The following is an 18,943-nucleotide window of genomic DNA, read 5'->3' as shown; positions in this document are numbered from 1 at the left end:
CATACTCCTAGATCTGCCAAACACGCGGCAGCGGACCGATCCGCAAAGCCGCCAGCGCTTGGGCTATTTGTTGTCTCAGAGGCCAGCCATCGCGGGCCACAATTCGGGCGATACATTTGCCATCCCAAGCCGAAGCCGCAGCCTCACAGCCCGGATGGGTCAAAGCGGCGCGCAGACGCGGCAACGCATCCTCGGCCCCCTGCGCGATCAGCGCGATCACCGCAAAACCGCGCGCTTGGCCCAATAGGGCCGCACTGGCGTCAGCCAAAACCGCAGGCTCAATCCGCACCGTCTCGGCCCAAACCGGACGGCCCATCCGCCGCACCATCCTCGCATCCGTCAGCCGCGCATCTGCCAAGGTTTCCCCCATCGCATGACGCCCGAGGATCACGGTTTCGCTCAGCAAACAACTGGCGTCCGCCGCCAGATCGACCTGCGTATCCCGCGCCAAGTGACTGGCCTCAAACAAGATCGTCTCTTGCGGCAGCCAGTCGAGATGCCCGCCCGTGCCCACCGTCGCACTCACCACAGCCCGCGCCGCAGCGCCCCGGCTGGCATAGACCCGCTCGGCGGTCTGCGTCGTGCCTGTCACCCGACAGCCCGCCGCCAAATCCAGCCGATACGACAACACATCGCCATCGGTCAGCCCGCCCGAAGTGTTCAGAAACACCACCTCCGGCACGCCCGACACCCGCGGCAGCATCGCCTTGGCCGAGCCGCTTTGCGCCAGATCCAGCAGCCGCGCGCGGCCATCCAGACAGCGAAAGCTGGCGAAAGCCGAGCCATGGCTGCGCTGCATTGGGGTGGCCGGGGTCGCGAGCATCGGAGTCTCCTCGATCCCGACTACAGCACCGCGTCAGGGCCGCGAAAATGTGCTGGCCGTAGATGTGCGGCAACGCCGCGCATCTACACCCCGGATTGCCTAAAATATAACCATGAAGCGCAAATACTGGGCGGTTTGCCAAGGCCTTCTGCCCCATGCAAGGCCGCCCTACCGCGGCGGTGCCGTCGTGTCGCGCACCACCAACCGCAGCGGCAAAGTCGCCAGCGCGACCGCATCCCCCGCGATCCGCGCCGCCAACTGCGCCACCGCCTGCACGCCAATCTGCCGAAACGGTTGCGCCTCCGTGGTCAAAGCCGGCAGGACATAGCGCGCTTCTGGCAGGTCATCGAACCCGATTACCGAGACATCATCCGGCACCACCAGCCCCAAGCCAATCGCCGCATGAATCGCGCCAATCGCCGCAATATCGGTGGTGCCAATCACTGCTGTCGGCCGATGATCCACGCTGCTGCCCAAGATTCCCAGCGCCAATTCCCGGCAGGCATCGAAATCATGCGCGGACCCCAACACCACCTGCGCCGCCAAGCCAGCCTCGGCCAGCCGCTCTGTCGCGCCCTGCACCCGCGCTTGCACCGGCGGGCTGTGCTGCGGCGCGCCGATCACCGCAAAGCGGCGATGCCCCAGACCCAGCAAATGCTCGGCCATCATCCGGCCCCCGGTGAGATGATCTGCGGCCACACTGACCGCAGCCAGCCCCGGCAAAGCCCGGTCAATTGCCACAATCGGAATCCCGGCATCGACCAAGCGCTGATACTGCGTGCTGTCTTCCAGCACACTGGCGGCCAGCACGCCATCGACCTGCTGCGACAGCAGCATCGAGATGTAGCGCGCTTCTTGATCCGGGCTTTCATTGGTGCAGCAGATTAGCGCTTGCAGCCCGCGCCGGAACAATTCCTGCTCGATCACATGCGCTAGGATGCCAAAGAACGGCACATCCAGCGCGGGCAAAACCACCCCCACCATCAGGCTGTTGCCGCTGCGCATCCGCCGGGCGTTGGCGTTGGGGGTGAAGGCCAACGCCGCAATCGCCTGCTCGACCCGCGCCCGCGTTGCTGCACTGACATAGCCGCTGTTGTTGATCACCCGCGACACCGTGGTCACCGAGGCCCCGGCCAGTTTGGCGATGTCGCGAATACTGGTCATAGGCCGTGGGTGCCCCGCTGTCGAATATGTCGATCTGTGCTAGCCACATATCCGGCTTGTGTCAAAGCTATCGCGGCTCTATCGCTTTGCGCAACGCCCTCTCATTCCTGCCAGAATCCCCCTGCTACCAGACCGGAGCCTGACCCGATGCAGACCCTGACCCGTCTTTCCGCTCTGCTGGCCATCGCCTTGACGCTGGCGAGCTGTCAGGTCGGCTCTGGCTTTACCTCATCGCGCGCCGCCCCGGTGCTGGGAGGCGCGCTGCAAATCGGTGTGCCGCCCGGCTATTGCATCGACGGTAAAGCCAGCCGGGAAAGCCGCGATACCGCCGTTATTCTGATGGGGCGCTGCTCGGATGCGATGAAGGCTATCCCGGCGCTGATCACGGTGTCGATCGGGCAGGGCGGCTCGGCGGGGGTGATGACGGCGGGTGGTCCGGCGCTGGCTTCGTTCTTCGCCTCAAAACAGGGCCGCGCCACCTTGTCGCGGTCGGGCCGCGCGGGGGATGTCAAAGTTATTGCGGCTTTGGGCTCGGGCGATGCGTTTCTGTTGCATCTGCAAGATCGCAATGTCGGCGAATATTGGCGCGCGGTGATCGGGGTGAAGGCGCGTCTTGTCACGCTGTCAGCGACGGGCACCGATGAAGTGCGGCTGGACCCGGCTGAGGGCCGCAAAATCCTGGAAAAAGCCCTAGACGCCCTGCGCGCAGCCAACAAAGCGCCCGTGTAAAGCTGCGACCGCCGCAGATCGTGACAGTTCTTGGTAGCGCACCGTGCTTTTGGGTGGAGTATTAAGATTTTTGCAGCGATAACAGCATAGTTTCCATATATTCAACAATGCACCCTCAAGGGAAAATGCGGGAAGGTTTCATGGCGGGGCGAATGTCAGGTTTTGTCGATCGGGTGTTGCACAAACGGGCGTTGCGCCGCTGGGGCGATGCCGCGGATGGGGCGCCCGCTACTGATCTTGACGGCTTGCGTTCCTTGCGCAGCCGCGCCCGCGCTTTGCGCCGCAATCTGGATCGGGTGATCCACGAGGCTGATCATCGCCTTGCTTTGCCGGTGATCGGCTCTAACATCATCCGCAAGCCGCTGGGTACCGATTGGGCATGGCGGCCGCAATTGTGGAAAGGCTCGATCCCGGTGCCGGGGTTTGCGAGCGTGCCCGGCAAAGCCCCGATCTACGATGGTGCTACGATTTTCCACGATTGCCGCCGCTCGGAACTGACCGTGCGCCAGATCCGCAACACGCGTGAGGCCGACATTGCGCCGTTCGGCTTTCGCATGGACGTGTTCCGCTTTGATGGCTCGTTCCTGTCGCTGGTGGTTGATCTGCCCGAAGATGCCGCGCGGGGCCTGAAGCAAAACCACGTCATCCGCATGGATGTGATCGTTGAGATGGAAAAGCCGCTGGAAATCTTCGCCCGGCTGAACATCAAACACGGTCCGAACATCGAACAGATCGTCCGCGAATTGCCGCTGAACGAGGAGGAGGTGATGGTCGAATTTGACCTCGCCTATTCCAAGATCAACGAAAAGCGAGTGGAAAAACTCTGGGTCGATCTGATCTTTGAAGGTCCGGAAATGAACCAGATCATTCTGCGCGATGTGACCTTCTCGCGCCGCCCGCGCGCCGAACTCTGAGGTTTTGATGCCCGACACCACACTCACCAAAACCCGCATCCGCGCTGGCATCTGGGAAGGCGTGCTGACGGGCACTGCTGGCATCCCGGCGTTGGAGGTGTTGCACCTTGAGCAACCCATCGCGGGTGTCACCGTTGCCGCAATCCCCGACCGTCCCGGCGAATTCGCCGTGCAGGTGCCGATCCCGGCGGAACTGCTCAGCGAAGGCGTGCAAACCTTCCTGATCCGCAATCGCGGCACCGGGCAAACCCTTGCACATTTCACCATCATCACCGGGGTGGCGATGGAAGACGATGTGCGCGCCGAGTTAGACCTGCTGCGCGCTGAGCTGGACATGTTGAAACGGGCGTTTCGCCGTCACTGCCTTGAAACCACGATGTAAGCTAACCATCTGATTGTGAAAGATTGCTGCGCAGCGAAACCGCAGCATTTTCACCGCTTCGCTGCGCAGCAAATCACACCGCCAGCACCGCCGCCGCAACCGTCACAGCACCTTTCAACGGCAAATCCAACGCCGATTGTCCAACCTCGACGCCATAGCGCCCGGCCTCGACCACCCAAGCCCTCCGCTCGACGCAGAACCACGCAAAGTCGCGCGCCGTCAATCCCAGCACCAGCCGCCGTTCGGCGCCAGCCGCCAGTGCAACCTTGACAAATGCTTTCAACTCGCGCGCAGGCCGCGCCACAGCACTGGCCACCGGGGTCACATAAAGCTGCACCACCGTACTGCCTGGCTGCGCCCCGACATTGCGCAGGGTCACTGAAACCTCTGTCCCGTCCACCGTCAAATCCGCCAGATCAAACCGCGTGTAGGACAGCCCGAAGCCAAACGGGAACAGCGGCGGCACCCCGATCAAGTCGGCATGGCGATAGCCAATAAACACGCCCTCCTCATAGCGCACCCGGCCCTCCAGCCCCGGATAGATCTCGGGGTCCTGTGTCTGCGTCACGCCATCCGACCAACGGGCGGGGAATGTCTGCGGCAACCGCCCGCCGGGTTCCGCGCCCAACAGCACATCGGCAATCGCATTGCCCGCCTCTTGTCCGGGATACCACGCCTGCAAAACGGCGGCGACTTCGCCCAGCCAAGGCATCTCGACTGGCCCTCCGGTCTGCAACACCACCACGGTGTTCGGGTTCACCGCCGCCACCGCCGCGATAAGTTCCGCCTGCCGCCCCGGCAAAGCGATCCCCGGCAGATCGGCGCCCTCGGTATCCCATGACGCATCGCGCCCGACGAACAGCACCGCCACATCTGCACGCGCCGCCACCGCCACCGCCTCGGCAATCTCGGCATCGCCAGAGGGCAGACCCAGACCCACCGCCAAGGCCGAAAATGCCAGAGTGTCCGAGGCTTTCGAGGCAAATTCGATCACGATGTCATAGCTTTGCCCCGTCAGCATCGGCAGATAAGCCAAAACCTCGTCGCAGCCTTTCTCGAAAAATGTCGTGCCACGGGTCCAGCTTTGCCAAGCCTCTACCACTTCAACCCCATCAACAAACACCCGCGCCAGCCCCGCTGCGCGCAGGCCCAGCCGCCACACCCCTGTCGCCGTCGCCTCAAATCGCGTCGAAATCCGTGCCGAGAAATGCGCCGCATCGACGCCGCCCTTCAACTGACCAAACCAGAATCCAGTCGCCTCGGGCAGTTCATCGACCGCCGCAGGCTGACCCGCAAGTTCACGATTGAAAAACATTTCCATTTTCAATGGGCCCGGCAAGACAGGTTGGAATTTGCCATTGTCGCAGCCATAGGCATAGTCCACGTCCACCCCTGCCGCGACCAAGCCATCATAGGGCGTGACCCGGTAATGCGCGTTCAACTGCGCCGATCCGCCGCCCATAATCTGCGCCACCTTGGCATTCGGCCCAATCACCGCCAGCTTGCCACCATCAAGCGGTAACACACCGTCATTCTTCAACAAAACCGCCGCTTCCGCCCCGGCACGCCGGATCAATGCCCGGTGTTCGGGGCGATCATCGGCGCGCTCCGCCCATTCGGAATGATCCTCTAGCGCACCCGTCCGCGCCATTAACCGCAGCACGTTCAAAGCACGTTCGCGCACCAGCTCTGCCGAAACCTCGCCCGCCTCAACCGCTGCAATCAGCTTTGCCCCCCGGTCGCGCGACGGCCCCGGCATCTCCAAATCCAAACCCGCATTGACGGTTTCAATTGTGGAATGGCTGCCAAACCAATCCGACATCACCACCCCGTCAAAGCCCCAATCGCCGCGCAGCACGGTGTTGAGCAGCCACGCATGTTCGCTGGTGAAAATCCCGCCCAAGCGGTTGTAGCTGCTCATCGCCGCCCAAGTGTTCGCCCGCTTCACCGCTGCCTCAAACGGCACCAGATAGACCTCGCGTAAGCTGCGTTCGTCAATTTCAGATGAGATCGAGGTGCGCTCAATCTCAGATTCATTGCCGACAAAATGCTTGATCGTTGCCGCCACGCCCTGCGCTTGCAGCCCGGTGATATAGCTGATCGCAAGCTCTGCCGTCAGGATCGGGTCTTCCGAATAACACTCAAAATTCCGGCCATTGGTCTGGCTGCGCTGGATGTTCACCGTTGGCGCCAGCAGCACATGTGCGCCTTTCGACTTTACCTCCTCGGCCAAAGCGCCGCCGATTTCACGCAGCAAATCCGGGTTCCACGTCGCCCCCAGCGCGATCCCAACCGGAAACGCCGCCGATTTCACCCCGCCAATCAGGCTGCCGCCCCCCCGCGCGCCATTCGGCCCATCAGTGACGCGCAGTTTCGGGACGTTCAGCCGTTCGATGGCGGGAAGGCTCCAGAAATCCGCGCCCGACAGCAGGCTGACCTGCTCGGCCAGCGTCATGGCATCGACAAGATTGGTGATGCGCGCGATCTGGGTCATCATATCCTCCGGGTTGCATGCCTAAGGATTGCAGCCGAGGATGCGAGGTTGCAATGTGATTGTGCGGCGTAGTGGCCAGACGTGAAGAAAGTGTAAATGCGCCCTCGCTAACGTGTTGATTTTGCTTAGCGGAAAATCTGTCCACGCGTGGACAGTGCCAAGCGTGACGCCGCGTTTTCAATGACAAACCGCCAAATCACCGCCATCCTGCGCCGAACTCGGAGGACCAAGATGCCCTATCCCCACCTGCTCGCCCCGCTTGATCTGGGCCATATCACCCTAAAAAATCGGGTGCTGATGGGCTCGATGCACACCGGGCTGGAAGAGACCGGCGACTGGAACCGCGTCGCGGAATTTTATGCGACGCGGGCGCGGGGCGGGGTCGGATTGATGGTGACGGGCGGCATGGCCCCCAACCGCGAAGGCGGCGTTTTCCCTGGGGCGGCGGGCCTGTTCACCCTGCAAGATATTCAGAACCACCGCATCGTGACGGACCGAGTTCACCAATCCGGCGGACTGATCGCCATGCAAATCCTGCACGCGGGAAGGTATGCCTATTCGAAAGACTGCGTCTCCGCCTCGTCCATCAAATCCCCGATCTCTCCCTTCCCGCCGCGAGAGCTTGATGAAGCAGGCATCGAAAAACAAATCGTCGACATCGTTACCGCCGCCAACCGCGCCCGTGAGGCGGGCTATGACGGGGTCGAGGTGATGGGGTCGGAAGGCTATTTCCTCAATCAGTTCCTCGTCACCCATACCAACCACCGCGAGGATCGCTGGGGCGGCAGCTTTGAGAATCGGATGCGGCTGCCTGTCGAGGTGGTTCGTAGGGTCCGCGAAGCTGTGGGGCCAGATTTCATCCTGATCTACCGCATCAGCCTGATCGACCTGATCCCCAATGGTTCCACTTGGGACGAAGTCGTCACTCTCGCCCGCGCGATTGAGTCGGCCGGGGCCAGTATCCTGAACACCGGCATCGGCTGGCATGAGGCTCGCGTGCCGACCATCGCCACCTCGGTCCCCCGCGCCGCTTTCGCGCCCCTGACCGCCCGGTTACGACCAGAGGTGTCGATCCCGGTGATCACCTCAAACCGGATCAACACGCCGGAAGTGGCCGAGGCTTTGCTGGCTTCGGGGGCGGCAGATATGGTTTCGATGGCGCGGCCGTTTCTGGCCGACCCGGATTTCGTTGCCAAAGCGGCGGCGGGGCGGGCGGATCAGATCGCGCCCTGTATTGCCTGTAATCAGGCGTGTCTAGATCATACCTTTTCGGGCAAGCTGACCTCTTGTCTGGTCAACCCGCGTGCCTGCCATGAAACCGTGCTGAGCTATGATCTCGCCGATATTTCGAAGCGGGTCGCGGTGGTCGGGGCGGGGCCTGCGGGGCTGATGACGGCACTGGTCGCGGCCAAGCGGGGGCATCGGGTAACGTTGTTTGACCGGGCTGATCGGTTGGGCGGGCAGTTGAACCTCGCGCGCTTGGTGCCGGGGAAAGAGGAGTTCAACGGATTGGTGGACTGGTTCGCGGCGAGCGTGGCTGAGGCCGGGATTGAGGTGAGGTTGGGGCAGACTGTTGGGGTTGATGATCTGCGCGGCTTTGATGAGGTGGTGGTGGCCACGGGGGTTAGCCCGCGTGATCCGGGGATTGCGGGGCAGGGGCGGGGGTTGAGTTATAGTGAGGTGCTGCGGGGTGCCCCGGTTGGGCGCCGGGTTGCGGTGATCGGGGCGGGGGGGATTGGCTTTGATGTCGCGGAATTTCTGGTGGCGGGGGGGTATTCAGTGACGGAGCATCCCGAGGAATGGCGGCGCGAGTGGGGGGTGGGGGATCCGGGGGTGACTGCGGGCGGGCTGGCGGAGCCGCAGCCGGAGTCACCCGCTCGGGAAGTTTGGTTGTTGCAGAGGAAGGCGGAGAAGCCGGGGCGGGGGTTGGGGAAGACCACCGGCTGGATTCATCGCGCCGCTTTGCAGATGAAGGGGGTGAAGATGTGGGGTGGGGTGAGTTATTTGGGGATCGAGGCGGGGGGCTTGCGGATTTCGAGGGATGGCGTGGAGGAAATCTTGGCGGTGGATCAGGTGGTTCTTTGTGCCGGGCAGGTGCCCGAGCGGGGGCTGGCGGATCGGCTCGCAGAGGTCGGCATTGCCGCCCATGTGATCGGGGGGGCGGATGTGGCGGCGGAATTGGATGCCAAGCGGGCGATTGATCAGGGCGCGCGGTTGGCGGCGCGGCTGTAGGTGTCCACGCGTGGACACCTACAGGTGTCATATGATTTCAATGGCTTAGCGGGGGGCTGTTAACGGCTTGTTAAGACTTTCCCGCCGGCAGAATAGCGTCGATTGCGTCTTTCACAGCCTCCATCGGCTGCGCGTTGGACCCCCAAGCCTGCACGAAATTGCCATCCGGGCCGATCAGCACTTTGTTGAAATTCCAGCCGGGAACAAAGCCGATTGTGTCGCTGATCCAAGCGTAGAACGGATGCACCTCGCCCGCCGCGACATGGGCGATGGTGGTCATCGGCAGGGTCAGGCTGTAGTTCAACTCGCAGAAGTCTTTCACCTCGGCCTCGGAGGCAAGTTCTTGGTTGAAATCATCCGAGGGCACCGCCAGCACCACGGCCTTGTCGCCGTAGTGGTCTGACAAGGCTTGCAGATCGGCAAATTGCGGAGTGTAGCCGCAGAGCGAGGCAGTGTTGACCACCAGCACCGGCTTGCCGCGCCATTTCGCGGTGTCGTATGTGCCGCCATCAATCGCGGTGAACTGGAAACTGGGGGCGGGATCGGCGGCTTCGGCCATGGGAGTCGCTCCAGGTTGGATCACCAGCAAGAATGCTGCCAAGAGCGTGCCGAATGCAAGTGGGCGTTGCTGGATCATGCGGGCCTCCGGTGCGGGTTTAGCTGGATACGCATTGGGCGGCGGTTTGGATCAATTGCTGGCGGGATGGGTTCAAGGGAACTGACTTGAGCCGTGGCACACCATGCTCCAAGGCAGCGGATTAGGAACATTGAGCCGATCCCATTGCAGACTCTCACGCTATGTCGCACTCTGTAAAAGCATGACCGATTGAGAGGATTTCATGGTTATGATATCCGATACGGAACTCGCCAAAAGGATGTTGCAGAGCCTGCCGGTGGGCTCGCGAAGAAAGATCGCGATGATCGTCAGTCTAGCAACACGCGATCTTCCTGATCTAGAAAACCTAGACAACTCCGCCGCCTGCGGCATCGTTAACTCGGCATTAGACTTACTGGCAGCAAATTCCGACATCCGATCCTTTGGTAACATTCAAAACTGGCGCTATTCTGAAATGGCAAGAGTCCCGTTTCGCATCCAACAACTGGATTAGCTGCCGCATCACAAACTAAGGCAGGGGGCGTTATCCCACAAACTTAAGTGTGAAAAGTCTGACCCGAAGACGCCTTAGCCGCGAATCGTGTCGCCTTTTTGCAGGGTCGGGAACAACTCGATCACCTCGCCGCCGATGGTGCCGGAGGAGTGTTTGCCCGCGATGATTTCGGCGGCAACGCGGCCGATTTCCAGACGGCAGGCGTCCATTGTTGCCAGTTTGCGCGGCAGACCATCGAGCAGTTCGACACCATTGAAGCCCGCCAAACCGATCTGCCCCGGCACGTCGAGGCCCTTGTGCAGGCAATAGAGCAAGCCGCCCGCGCCGATCATGTCATTGGAATAATATAGGAAATCGACCTGCGGGCTACGGGTTAGAACGGCCTCGGTCATCTCGCGGCCCTTGAGCAGGGCCGATCCGCCGGAGTAAAACTCACGGTCCACGAGGCTTAGGCCCGCCTTCGCAAGGGCTTCTTCAAAGCCTTCCAGCCGTTTGCGGGCACGGTGATCGTGCGGCATCATCGTGCCAAGGAAGGCGATGTTGCGATAGCCAGCGGCGATGATCGCTTCGGCCATTTGTCGTCCGGCGCGGCGGTGCGAGATGCCGACGGCAGAATCGACTGGAGTGCCGTCGATATCCATGATCTCGACAATCGGAATCCCGGCTTGCGCTAGCATGGCTTGGGCGGCATCGGTATGCTCTAACCCAGCGATGATCACGCCTGAGGGCCGCCACGACAGCATTTCATACAGCACGGATTCTTCGCGGTCTGGCGAATAATTGGTAACGCCAACAACGGGTTGCAGGCCAGTGTCTTCCAGCGTGTCGGAGATGCCCGTCATCACTTCGGGGAAGACCATGTTGGACAGCGAAGGGATGATCACCGCCACCAGATTGACGCGCTGGCTGGCCAAAGCCCCGGCGATTTTGTTCGGCACATAGCCCAAGCGGCGGGCGGCTTCCTGTACCCGCTCACGGGTGCTGTCCGAGACATCCCCACGATTGCGCAGCACGCGGCTGACGGTCATTTCGCTGACGCCTGACGCCTCGGACACATCGCGAAGGGTCAGAGTGCGGCGCGGCTCGGGGATCGGGGGTTTGCTCAAGGGGAATGGCCTGTGAAATGGTTTCTTCCTTGTTATCGTCTATTCCGCATATGTCCAAGCCCCCGTCCAAATCATTGGCAGAACTCTCCGCCGATGGGCGGGACTGCGCGGCAGATCTCCCAAGATAATGCTTGTTCTGTGGGCGGGGCTGCGATATGTTAGCGGTAACAGCATTCGTGCTGGCGATATTCGGCGCGTCCTGCAAGCTCTCAACCCAGACGCGACGGACCCGAGGGGGAGTGGTGGGCCAAAAGTCACTCCCCCTTAATTTCCCCTTCCTGTGCTGCGCCAAGCCTGTTGCATCTGCGCAGGATTTTTCGCATGTAGGGTCGCGTGACTCCGTAGCTCAGCCGGATAGAGCGACGGTTTCCTAAACCGTAGGCCGCGTGTTCGAATCACGCCGGGGTCACCATTCCTAATCAGCACAGGGGCGTGGCGATGCGCGACAGGGTTCTCAGCGATTTTCTGCAGGCTGCCGAGGCGGGGCTTGCCGTGACCACGGGGGCTGCTGCAGAGCTTGCTGCCGTGGTGGTGACGCGCTGGCGTGGGTCGTGCGGGGTGCCGCGTGTTGGGGCAGAGCGGCTGCCGGTTTGCGATTGGATCGCCCCGGCTGTGGCGGATAATCCGGGGGCTTTGGGGCAGAGTTTTGCCAACCTTGCGCCCGAGTTGCGCTGGCAGCGGCGGGCGTCGGCTGATCCAAGTGATACGGCGTTCTGGAACGGGCACGCCAATGCGCTGATCCTTGGGCCGGGGGGGATGGAAGAGCGCGATGATGTCTGGCTGGGGGTGACGGTGATGGCACCGGGCACGCTTTATCCCGACCATAGCCATCCGCCCGCCGAGGTGTATCTGCCGCTGAGCGCGGGGGAGTGGTGGAACGCTGGGATGGCGTGGACCGATCCGGGGCCGCAGGGGTTTATCTATAACCCGCCAGGGATTTTGCACGCGATGCGGGCGGGGCAGGTGCCGTTTCTGGCACTGTGGTTTTTACCGATCTGACCTGGCGTTGGTGAGGGCCCGCTGCGGCGCGGGCCCCTGATTCTAGGCGTCGAGGTGTTCCACGTTCAGCGCGTTGGCTTGGATGAACTCACGCCGGGGTTCGACCACATCGCCCATCAGTTTGGTGAAAATGTCGTCGGCTTCGGCGAGATCATCGATCTTGACTTGCAGCAGGGTGCGGGCTTCGGGGTCCAGCGTGGTTTCCCAGAGTTGTTCTGGGTTCATCTCTCCCAGACCCTTATAGCGTTGCAGGGTCAGGCCTTTTTCACCTTCCGCCAAGATCGACTTCAGCAGGTCAATCGGGCCATGCACCAGTTGCTCGCGATCTTTGCGGGTCAGGCGGGCCGGGTCGCGGTAGTGGTCGCGAGTTTCGCGCGAGATTGCGGCGAGGCGGCGGGCTTCGCCGGAGCGCAGCACGGCCCCGTCCAGAGTGCGCAGTTCTTCGACGCCGCGCAGCACACGGGACAGGCGGATGCCGTGGTCTTGGGTGATCCGACCGCTCCAGCCTTTTTCATATTCCGGCGCGATCAGGTTCAGACGGTTGGCGACGGTGGTGGCGACGGCTTGCAGATCGGCGTCGGCCTGGCCTTGGTCGAACGCGCCTGCGAGGGCGGCTTGTTCGAGAATACCGCGCGGGTAGTTGGTGGGGAAGCTGTCGAGCACGCGGCGGAACTGGCGCGCGCCGTCGATAACGCGGCGCAGGTCGGCGCCAGCGATTTCTTCACCCGTCGGCAGGGCCAGAACCGCCCCTTCGACGCCCATGTCGATCAGGTAATCTTCAAGGGCGGCTTGGTCTTTGATGTAAACTTCGGACTTGCCACGCGCGACTTTATAGAGCGGCGGTTGGGCGATGTAGAGGAAACCACCCTCGATCAGCTGCGGCATTTGCCGGAAGAAGAAGGTCAGGATCAGGGTGCGGATATGTGCGCCATCGACATCGGCGTCGGTCATGATCACGACCTTGTGGTAGCGTAACTTCTTGATATCAAACTCATCCCGGCCAATGCCGGTGCCGAGTGCTGTGATCAGCGTGCCGATTTCTTGGCTGGCGAGCATCCGGTCAAAGCGGGCGCGCTCGACGTTCAGGATTTTGCCTTTCAGCGGCAGGACGGCCTGATTGGCACGGGAGCGTCCCTGCTTGGCGGAACCACCTGCGGAGTCACCTTCGACCAGAAAAATCTCAGCCTTAGAGGCGTCTTTTTCCTGACAATCGGCGAGTTTGCCGGGCAGGTTGGAAATATCCAGCGCGGATTTGCGGCGGGTGAGTTCGCGGGCCTTGCGGGCGGCTTCGCGGGCCATTGCGGCTTCGATGATCTTGCCGACGATGATCTTGGCGTTCTGTGGGTTTTCTTCAAACCACTCGGACAGCTTTTCGTTGACCATGTTTTCGACCGCTGGACGCACTTCGCTTGAGACCAGTTTGTCTTTGGTTTGGCTGGAGAATTTCGGATCGGGCACCTTGACCGACAGCACGCAGGTCAGACCTTCGCGCGCATCATCGCCGGTGAAGTCGATCTTCTCGCGCTTGGCGATGCCAGACGATTGCGCATAGGCGTTGATGGTGCGGGTCAGAGCGCCCCGGAAGCCCGCCATATGGGTGCCGCCATCGCGCTGCGGGATGTTGTTGGTGAACGGCAGCACCATTTCATTGTAGCTGTCGTTCCACCACATCGCGACTTCAATGACGATGCCGTTGCGTTCGCCAATCATATAGATCGGCTCGGCCATGATCGAGGTTTTGGAGCGGTCGAGGTATTTGACGAATTCTTTGACGCCGCCGTCATAGTAAAGCTCGGTGTGCAAAGGCTCGGCGGGGCGGTCATCTTCGATGATGATGCGCACGCCCGAGTTCAGGAAGGCCAGTTCGCGCAGGCGGTGTTCCAGCGTTTTGAAGCTGTATTCCAGATTGGAAAACGTGCCGTCCGGGATGTTGGTTTTGGCAGCGGCCAAAAAGCGGACCTCGGTGCCGCGCATCCCCGGCGCGGGACCGACCTCGTAGACATGCACCACACATTCGCCGTGTTCAAAGCGGGCACGGTATTCGATGTCGTTGCGCCAGACGGTCAGTTCCAGCCATTCCGACAGCGCATTGACCACAGAGACGCCAACGCCGTGCAAGCCGCCGGAAACCTTATAGGCATTGCCGCTATCGTCGGTGTTGTTGAATTTGCCACCGGCGTGCAACTGGGTCATGATGACCTCGGCTGCCGAAACGCCCTCTTCCTTGTGGATATCGACCGGGATGCCACGGCCATTGTCGCGCACCGAAACCGAGCTGTCGGCGTGGATTTTTACCGTCACTGCCGTGGCATGTCCGGCCAAGGCTTCGTCAATGCCATTGTCGACGACTTCATAGACCATATGGTGCAGGCCCGAGCCATCGTCGGTGTCGCCAATATACATGCCCGGACGCTTGCGAACAGCCTCTAAGCCTTTGAGAACTTTGATAGAATCTGCGCCATAGGATTCAGGCTTCTTGGGCTCAATGGCCATGTGGTTTTCACCCCTTGAATTGTGCCCGACTTATAGCGGCTTGGGGGGGGGATGTCACGCCTTGGGCACAAGATTTAGCGGTTTGACGCCGCAATCACGACGCCGACGCCGATCAGCAAAATGCCCGAGATCAGGTTGAGTTTGCGGATGCTTTCAGGGCTGGAGAGCAGCTTGCGGGCGCGGTCGAGAAACAGTGCAAGGCCGAGGTTGCCGAGCATTGGGACGGCTGCGGAAATCAGCAGAATGGCGGCGATGTCGGGGGCTTTGACGCGCGAGAGATCGAAGAACCCCGGCAGCACGCCCATGTAGAACAGGATGGCTTTCGGGTTGCCGATCACCGCCGCCACCCCCACCGCAAAGCCCGCCCACATGCCGGGTTTGGTCATGCGCCCGTCAGTTGTGGGGGCGACGGCGGGTTTGCGGATCAGCAGGATGCCCATGACGACGAACACCACAGCGGCGACCCAGCGCAGGGCGTGCAGGGAATCGGCATAGACCGAGACGATCCATGTCAGGCCGAAGATCGCGGCCATTGGCCAGATCAGATCACCCAAGGCGACGCCGATGGCGAGCGGCCAGGCGCTGGCAAAGCCGCCCGACAACGCGCGGGCGGTCAGCGCCACCCATACCGGGCCTGGGATCACCCAAAGCAGCGCCATGCCGCCCGCGTAAAGGAGGAGTTCGTAGAATGTCACGGTCATGGCGCTGGCTTTCTGGTGGTTAATGCGGGGCGGCGGGTGGCGCGCTTAGGACCTGCGATATGCCACCCGTCTCGGTCACGGTAAAGCACTGCGCGCGGGGGCCGAGGCTGTCGAACAGCGCGGCTTCGGTGCCGGTCATCAAGGCTTGCGCGCCCAAGGCGCAGAGTTCGTCATAGAGGGCGGCGCGGCGGGCGGTGTCGAGATGCGCGGCGACTTCGTCCAGTAGCAGGATGGGGGCTGCGCCAAGGTCGGCCGCCAGCGCGCGGGCATTGGCGAGGATCAGGCTGATCAGCAGCGCCTTTTGCTCTCCGGTCGAGCATTGTTCGGCGGGCACAGATTTGGCGGCGAAGATCGCTGACATATCGGCGCGGTGGGGCCCGATCAGGCTGCGGCCCGCGGCCATATCGCGGCGGCGGTTTTCCGACAGGGCTGCGGCCAGATCGTCGGCATCTTCGCCCGTCAGGGTCAGATCGGCGCGGGGGAAGGCGGTTTCGGCGTTTCGTTGGGCTTGCCTCAGGCGGGTCAGGGCGGCTTGGCGGTTGGCGGTGATCTGCGCGCCTGCGGTTGCCATCTGGGATTCCAGCGCGCCGTACCAATGCGGGTCGGTGATCTGATCCTTCAGCAAGCGATTGCGGTCGCGCATGGCTTTTTCATAGGCGAGCACCGCCTCGGCATGATCGGGGGCGAAAGACAGCGTCATGCGGTCAAGGAAGCGGCGGCGTCCCTCGGCGGCCTCTATCCACAAGCGATCCATTGCGGGCACCAGCCAAAGCACACGGGCGATGCGGCCTAAGGCGGTTTGGGTGGCGGCCTTGCCGTCGATGCGGACAGATCGCGTGTCGCCACCTTCGGCCCAAGTTTCGACCTGATGATCGGCGCCAAAACCATGCAGATCGGCGGTGACTTTCCAGCCCAAGGCTTCGGGCTTACGGGCGATTTCATCGGCCGTTGCCCGCCGCAAGCCGCGACCGGGCGACAGCAGTGACACCGCCTCTAGGATATTGGTTTTGCCCGCGCCATTGGGGCCGACAATCGCCACCGGACGGCCATCAAACACCAGCCGCACGGTTTTATGGCTGCGGAAATGCGACAGGGTCAGCGCGGTAATAGCCAGACCACTCACGCTTTGATCATCCTCTGTGCTCAAATATCCTGGGGGTTTGGGGGCTAGCCCCCAAGCGCCTTTTACACGCGCATCGGCATGACGACATAGACCGCCGACATGTCATTGCCTTCGCGCATCAGGGTCGGATCACCGGAGGAGTTGAACAGGAACACGGCGTTTTCGCGATCCACTTGGCTGGCGATTTCCAGCAGGTATTTGGCGTTGAAGCCGATTTCCAGCCGTTCATCGGAATAAGCTACGGCAAGTTCTTCTTCGGCGGCCCCGGAATCGGGCGCGTTCACCGAGAGGATCAGGCGGTCTTCATCAAGCGACAGTTTCACGGCGCGCGAACGTTCCGACGACACCGTAGCGACACGATCGACGGCTTTGGCGAATTCGCTCGCGTCCACTTCCAGCCGCCGGGTGTTGCCAGTGGGGATGACGCGGGTGTAGTCGGGGAAGGTGCCGTCGATGACTTTCGAGGTCAGGGTGATCAAGGGTGTCGCAAAGCGGACTTTGGTTTCCGACACCGAAACGGCGATGATCGCGGAATCATCATCGAGCAGTTTCTTCAATTCATTCACGGTCTTGCGCGGCACGATCACGCCGGGCATGCCCTGCGCGCCTTCCGGCAGCGGGGCGTCGATGCGGGCCAGACGGTGGCCGTCGGTGGCCACGCAGCGCAGCACGGCACCGACATCGCCGGTTGAGACGTGCATGTAGACGCCGTTCAGGTAATAGCGGGTTTCCTCGGTCGAGATCGCGAATTTGGCTTTGTCGAACAGGCGGCGCAGCACCGGGGCGGGGGCTGCGAAGTTCGAGGAATATTCCGAGGTCGCCATCACTGGGAAATCCTCGCGCGGCAGGGTGGCGAGGCTGAAGGTGGAGCGGCCTGCGGCAATGGTCAGACGGCCTGTAGCGGCGTCTTCGGTCAAAGCCACCAGCGCGCCATCGGGCAGTTTGCGGATGATTTCGTGCAGCATCACCGCCGATACCGTGGTGGCCCCGGCGCGTTCTACCATGGCAGGGGCGCGGTCGACCACTTCGATATCCAGATCGGTGGCGCGGAACGACACCGTATCACCCTCGGCCTCGATCAGCACATTGGCGAGGATCGGAATGGTGTTGCGGCGTTCCACCACCGATTGCGCCTGCGCCAGCGCCTTAAGCAGAGTTGCGCGTTCGATGCTGATCTTCATGTCGTTCCCCTTGGTGGCGCCCCCATGCAGGGACGTCGAAACTATCCGGTTTTGGCCGGTTCACAAGCATTTTCGGGACTTTGAGGGCGATTCTGGGGCAGGTCAAGCCCGCCGGGACCGCCTTAAGCCTGCAACTGGCGCCGCAACAGTTGCAGATCGTCGGAAAGCTGCGAATCGGTGCTCATCAACTCTTCGATTTTGCGCACGCCGTGCATGATCGTGGTGTGATCACGCCCGCCAAAGCGACGGCCAATCTCGGGCAGGCTGCGCGAGGTCAACTGCTTGGCGAAATACATCGCCACCTGACGCGGCCGCGCGATGTTGCGCAGGCGTTTCGGGCCGATCATATCCGACAGGCGGATGTTGTAATGCTCGGCGACTTTGCGCTGAATCTCTTCGATGGTCAGCTTGCGATCGGATGCGCGCAGGATGTCGGCCAGGCAATCTTGCACCAGTTCCAGCGTGATTTCGCGGCCAACCAGCGAGGCAAAAGCGAACAGGCGCGTCAAGGCGCCTTCCAGCACGCGGACATTGGTGGTTATGCGATGCGCGAGGAATTCCAGAACCCCGGTCGAGATCGCCAAGCCTTTGTATTGCTGGCGGTAATACTCGGCCTTTTGTTGCAGGATGCCGAGGCGGAGTTCGTAGTCGGTGGGGTGAAGATCGACGACCAAGCCGCATTGCAGGCGGGATTTGATGCGGTCTTCCAGATCTTTGATCTCACCCGGCGCGCGGTCGGCAGAAATCACGATCTGTTTGTTCTGATCAATCAAAGCGTTGAAGGTGTGGAAGAATTCTTCTTGGGTGGAGTCTTTGCCCGCGATGAATTGCACATCATCGACCATCAGCACGTCAACCGAGCGGAACAGTTCCTTGAAATCCATGATCTGTTTGTCGCGCAGGGCTTGCACGAAGCGGTACATGAATTGCTCAGCCGAGAGATACAGCACGCGCAGCTGCGGCTGGCGGGCCTGAAGTTCGTGGGCAATGGCATGCATCAGGTGGGTTTTGCCCAAGCCGACGCCACCATAGAGGAACAACGGGTTGAAGGTGACCGGGCCACCTTCGGCAACGCGGCGGGCAGCGGCGTGGGCGAGTTCGTTGGGTTTGCCGACAACGAAGCTGTCGAAGGTAAAGCGGGCGTCCAAGGTCGCCCCCGGCAGTTCATCATCGGCGCGGTGACGGCTGGGCTTGGCTGCGCGTGCGGGCTTGTCGGCGGCGAGCGGGGCCACCGGCGCGTTGGCGGCCTGCGTCATCGGCACGAAAAACTCGGTGCGGCCCGCCGCATGGCCTTCGGCGTTCAACAGGCCAAGGATATGGTCGGAATAGTTGCGCGACACCCAGTCGCCGAAAAACGTTGTCGGCACTTCGAAACGTGCGACGCCATTGGTCAGACCAGCCCAGCGCAAGGGCTCGATCCAACTGGTGAAATTGTTCTTGCCGATCCGCTTTGCCAGCGTCTCGCGTACCTTGCCCCAGGCCTCTTGCGTCAT

16 protein-coding genes and 1 tRNA gene are annotated in these 18,943 nt (G+C 61.9%); 7 read left to right on the top strand and 10 right to left on the bottom strand.

Annotated features, from left to right (window positions below):
* Positions 1 to 7: 7 nt before the first annotated feature.
* Together ACS5RD_RS00085 and ACS5RD_RS00080 are read right to left on the bottom strand one after the other, a co-directional pair.
* Positions 8 to 823: an urease accessory protein UreD gene (locus ACS5RD_RS00085; protein WP_489929462.1), complete on the bottom strand. Its 816-nt coding sequence runs from the start codon at positions 821 to 823 to the stop codon at positions 8 to 10.
* Between the two features lie 168 nt (positions 824 to 991).
* The gene (locus ACS5RD_RS00080) at positions 992 to 1,987 is read right to left on the bottom strand and encodes a LacI family DNA-binding transcriptional regulator (RefSeq protein WP_489929461.1); all 996 of its coding nucleotides are present in this window, start codon (positions 1,985 to 1,987) and stop codon (positions 992 to 994) included.
* A 147-nt stretch (positions 1,988 to 2,134) separates the two neighbouring features.
* Here ACS5RD_RS00080 and ACS5RD_RS00075 point away from each other — a divergent pair, with 147 nt between their 5' ends.
* The 3 genes from ACS5RD_RS00075 (at position 2,135) to ACS5RD_RS00065 (ending at position 4,012) form a co-directional block, all read left to right on the top strand.
* On the top strand, positions 2,135 to 2,716 hold the full coding sequence (locus ACS5RD_RS00075) for a hypothetical protein (RefSeq protein WP_054008249.1): 582 nt from the start codon (positions 2,135 to 2,137) through the stop codon (positions 2,714 to 2,716).
* Between the two features lie 152 nt (positions 2,717 to 2,868).
* On the top strand, positions 2,869 to 3,630 hold the full coding sequence (locus tag ACS5RD_RS00070; protein ID WP_489929460.1) for a DUF6478 family protein: 762 nt from the start codon (positions 2,869 to 2,871) through the stop codon (positions 3,628 to 3,630).
* Between the two features lie 7 nt (positions 3,631 to 3,637).
* Positions 3,638 to 4,012, top strand: coding sequence for a hypothetical protein (locus ACS5RD_RS00065; protein WP_489929459.1), 375 nt, complete (start codon positions 3,638 to 3,640; stop codon positions 4,010 to 4,012).
* A 73-nt stretch (positions 4,013 to 4,085) separates the two neighbouring features.
* On the opposite strand, the gene ACS5RD_RS00060 is transcribed toward ACS5RD_RS00065, so the two are convergent.
* Positions 4,086 to 6,506: a beta-glucosidase H gene (locus ACS5RD_RS00060; protein ID WP_489929458.1), complete on the bottom strand. Its 2,421-nt coding sequence runs from the start codon at positions 6,504 to 6,506 to the stop codon at positions 4,086 to 4,088.
* A 231-nt stretch (positions 6,507 to 6,737) separates the two neighbouring features.
* Between ACS5RD_RS00060 and ACS5RD_RS00055 the strand changes: the two genes are divergently transcribed.
* Positions 6,738 to 8,738, top strand: coding sequence for a 2,4-dienoyl-CoA reductase FMN-binding domain-containing protein (locus ACS5RD_RS00055; RefSeq protein ID WP_489929457.1), 2,001 nt, complete (start codon positions 6,738 to 6,740; stop codon positions 8,736 to 8,738).
* A gap of 70 nt (positions 8,739 to 8,808) precedes the next feature.
* Here the strand turns inward: ACS5RD_RS00055 and ACS5RD_RS00050 are convergent, their stop codons facing one another.
* On the bottom strand, positions 8,809 to 9,375 hold the full coding sequence (locus ACS5RD_RS00050) for a glutathione peroxidase (protein ID WP_489929456.1): 567 nt from the start codon (positions 9,373 to 9,375) through the stop codon (positions 8,809 to 8,811).
* Positions 9,376 to 9,577: 202 nt separating this feature from the next.
* On the opposite strand from ACS5RD_RS00050, the gene ACS5RD_RS00045 reads away from it, so the two are divergent.
* On the top strand, positions 9,578 to 9,847 hold the full coding sequence (locus ACS5RD_RS00045; protein WP_489929455.1) for a hypothetical protein: 270 nt from the start codon (positions 9,578 to 9,580) through the stop codon (positions 9,845 to 9,847).
* Positions 9,848 to 9,921: 74 nt separating this feature from the next.
* On the opposite strand, the gene ACS5RD_RS00040 is transcribed toward ACS5RD_RS00045, so the two are convergent.
* On the bottom strand, positions 9,922 to 10,953 hold the full coding sequence (locus ACS5RD_RS00040; protein ID WP_489929454.1) for a LacI family DNA-binding transcriptional regulator: 1,032 nt from the start codon (positions 10,951 to 10,953) through the stop codon (positions 9,922 to 9,924).
* 335 nt (positions 10,954 to 11,288) lie between these two features.
* On the opposite strand from ACS5RD_RS00040, the gene ACS5RD_RS00035 reads away from it, so the two are divergent.
* Positions 11,289 to 11,365 (top strand) — tRNA-Arg (locus ACS5RD_RS00035).
* A gap of 26 nt (positions 11,366 to 11,391) precedes the next feature.
* Entirely contained in the window at positions 11,392 to 11,952 is a 561-nt protein-coding gene (locus ACS5RD_RS00030; protein ID WP_489929453.1) for a dimethylsulfonioproprionate lyase family protein, read from the top strand.
* Positions 11,953 to 11,994: 42 nt separating this feature from the next.
* On the opposite strand, the gene gyrB is transcribed toward ACS5RD_RS00030, so the two are convergent.
* The 5 genes from gyrB to dnaA form a co-directional block, all read right to left on the bottom strand.
* Entirely contained in the window at positions 11,995 to 14,445 is a 2,451-nt protein-coding gene (gyrB, locus tag ACS5RD_RS00025) for a DNA topoisomerase (ATP-hydrolyzing) subunit B (protein WP_489929452.1), read from the bottom strand.
* A gap of 74 nt (positions 14,446 to 14,519) precedes the next feature.
* Complete coding sequence (locus ACS5RD_RS00020) at positions 14,520 to 15,146, bottom strand: LysE family translocator (protein WP_489929451.1); 627 nt, start codon at positions 15,144 to 15,146, stop codon at positions 14,520 to 14,522.
* A gap of 19 nt (positions 15,147 to 15,165) precedes the next feature.
* Positions 15,166 to 16,269 carry a DNA replication/repair protein RecF gene (gene recF / locus ACS5RD_RS00015; RefSeq protein ID WP_489929450.1) on the bottom strand — a complete coding sequence of 368 codons (1,104 nt, stop codon included), beginning with the start codon at positions 16,267 to 16,269 and terminating at the stop codon, positions 15,166 to 15,168.
* A gap of 62 nt (positions 16,270 to 16,331) precedes the next feature.
* On the bottom strand, positions 16,332 to 17,450 hold the full coding sequence (dnaN, locus tag ACS5RD_RS00010) for a DNA polymerase III subunit beta (protein ID WP_054008241.1): 1,119 nt from the start codon (positions 17,448 to 17,450) through the stop codon (positions 16,332 to 16,334).
* A 122-nt stretch (positions 17,451 to 17,572) separates the two neighbouring features.
* Positions 17,573 to 18,943 (bottom strand): chromosomal replication initiator protein DnaA, encoded by a 1,371-nt coding sequence (gene dnaA / locus ACS5RD_RS00005; RefSeq protein WP_489929449.1) that lies wholly within the window; start codon positions 18,941 to 18,943, stop codon positions 17,573 to 17,575.

It is taken from the genome of Cypionkella sp. PAMC25878, assembly GCF_058135695.1.
This window is presented reverse-complemented; position numbering and strand designations above follow the sequence as displayed.

Coding starts and splice junctions, on each gene's coding strand:
- ACS5RD_RS00030 (WP_489929453.1), top strand. CDS start 11,392: ATGCGCGACAGGGTTCTCAGCGATTTTCTGCAGGCTGCCGAGGCGGGG.
- ACS5RD_RS00065 (WP_489929459.1), top strand. CDS start 3,638: ATGCCCGACACCACACTCACCAAAACCCGCATCCGCGCTGGCATCTGG.
- gyrB (WP_489929452.1), bottom strand. CDS start 14,445: ATGGCCATTGAGCCCAAGAAGCCTGAATCCTATGGCGCAGATTCTATC.
- ACS5RD_RS00070 (WP_489929460.1), top strand. CDS start 2,869: ATGTCAGGTTTTGTCGATCGGGTGTTGCACAAACGGGCGTTGCGCCGC.
- ACS5RD_RS00020 (WP_489929451.1), bottom strand. CDS start 15,146: ATGACCGTGACATTCTACGAACTCCTCCTTTACGCGGGCGGCATGGCG.
- ACS5RD_RS00085 (WP_489929462.1), bottom strand. CDS start 823: ATGCTCGCGACCCCGGCCACCCCAATGCAGCGCAGCCATGGCTCGGCT.
- dnaA (WP_489929449.1), bottom strand. CDS start 18,943: ATGACGCAAGAGGCCTGGGGCAAGGTACGCGAGACGCTGGCAAAGCGG.
- ACS5RD_RS00060 (WP_489929458.1), bottom strand. CDS start 6,506: ATGACCCAGATCGCGCGCATCACCAATCTTGTCGATGCCATGACGCTG.
- dnaN (WP_054008241.1), bottom strand. CDS start 17,450: ATGAAGATCAGCATCGAACGCGCAACTCTGCTTAAGGCGCTGGCGCAG.
- ACS5RD_RS00045 (WP_489929455.1), top strand. CDS start 9,578: ATGGTTATGATATCCGATACGGAACTCGCCAAAAGGATGTTGCAGAGC.
- ACS5RD_RS00055 (WP_489929457.1), top strand. CDS start 6,738: ATGCCCTATCCCCACCTGCTCGCCCCGCTTGATCTGGGCCATATCACC.
- ACS5RD_RS00050 (WP_489929456.1), bottom strand. CDS start 9,375: ATGATCCAGCAACGCCCACTTGCATTCGGCACGCTCTTGGCAGCATTC.
- ACS5RD_RS00080 (WP_489929461.1), bottom strand. CDS start 1,987: ATGACCAGTATTCGCGACATCGCCAAACTGGCCGGGGCCTCGGTGACC.
- ACS5RD_RS00075 (WP_054008249.1), top strand. CDS start 2,135: ATGCAGACCCTGACCCGTCTTTCCGCTCTGCTGGCCATCGCCTTGACG.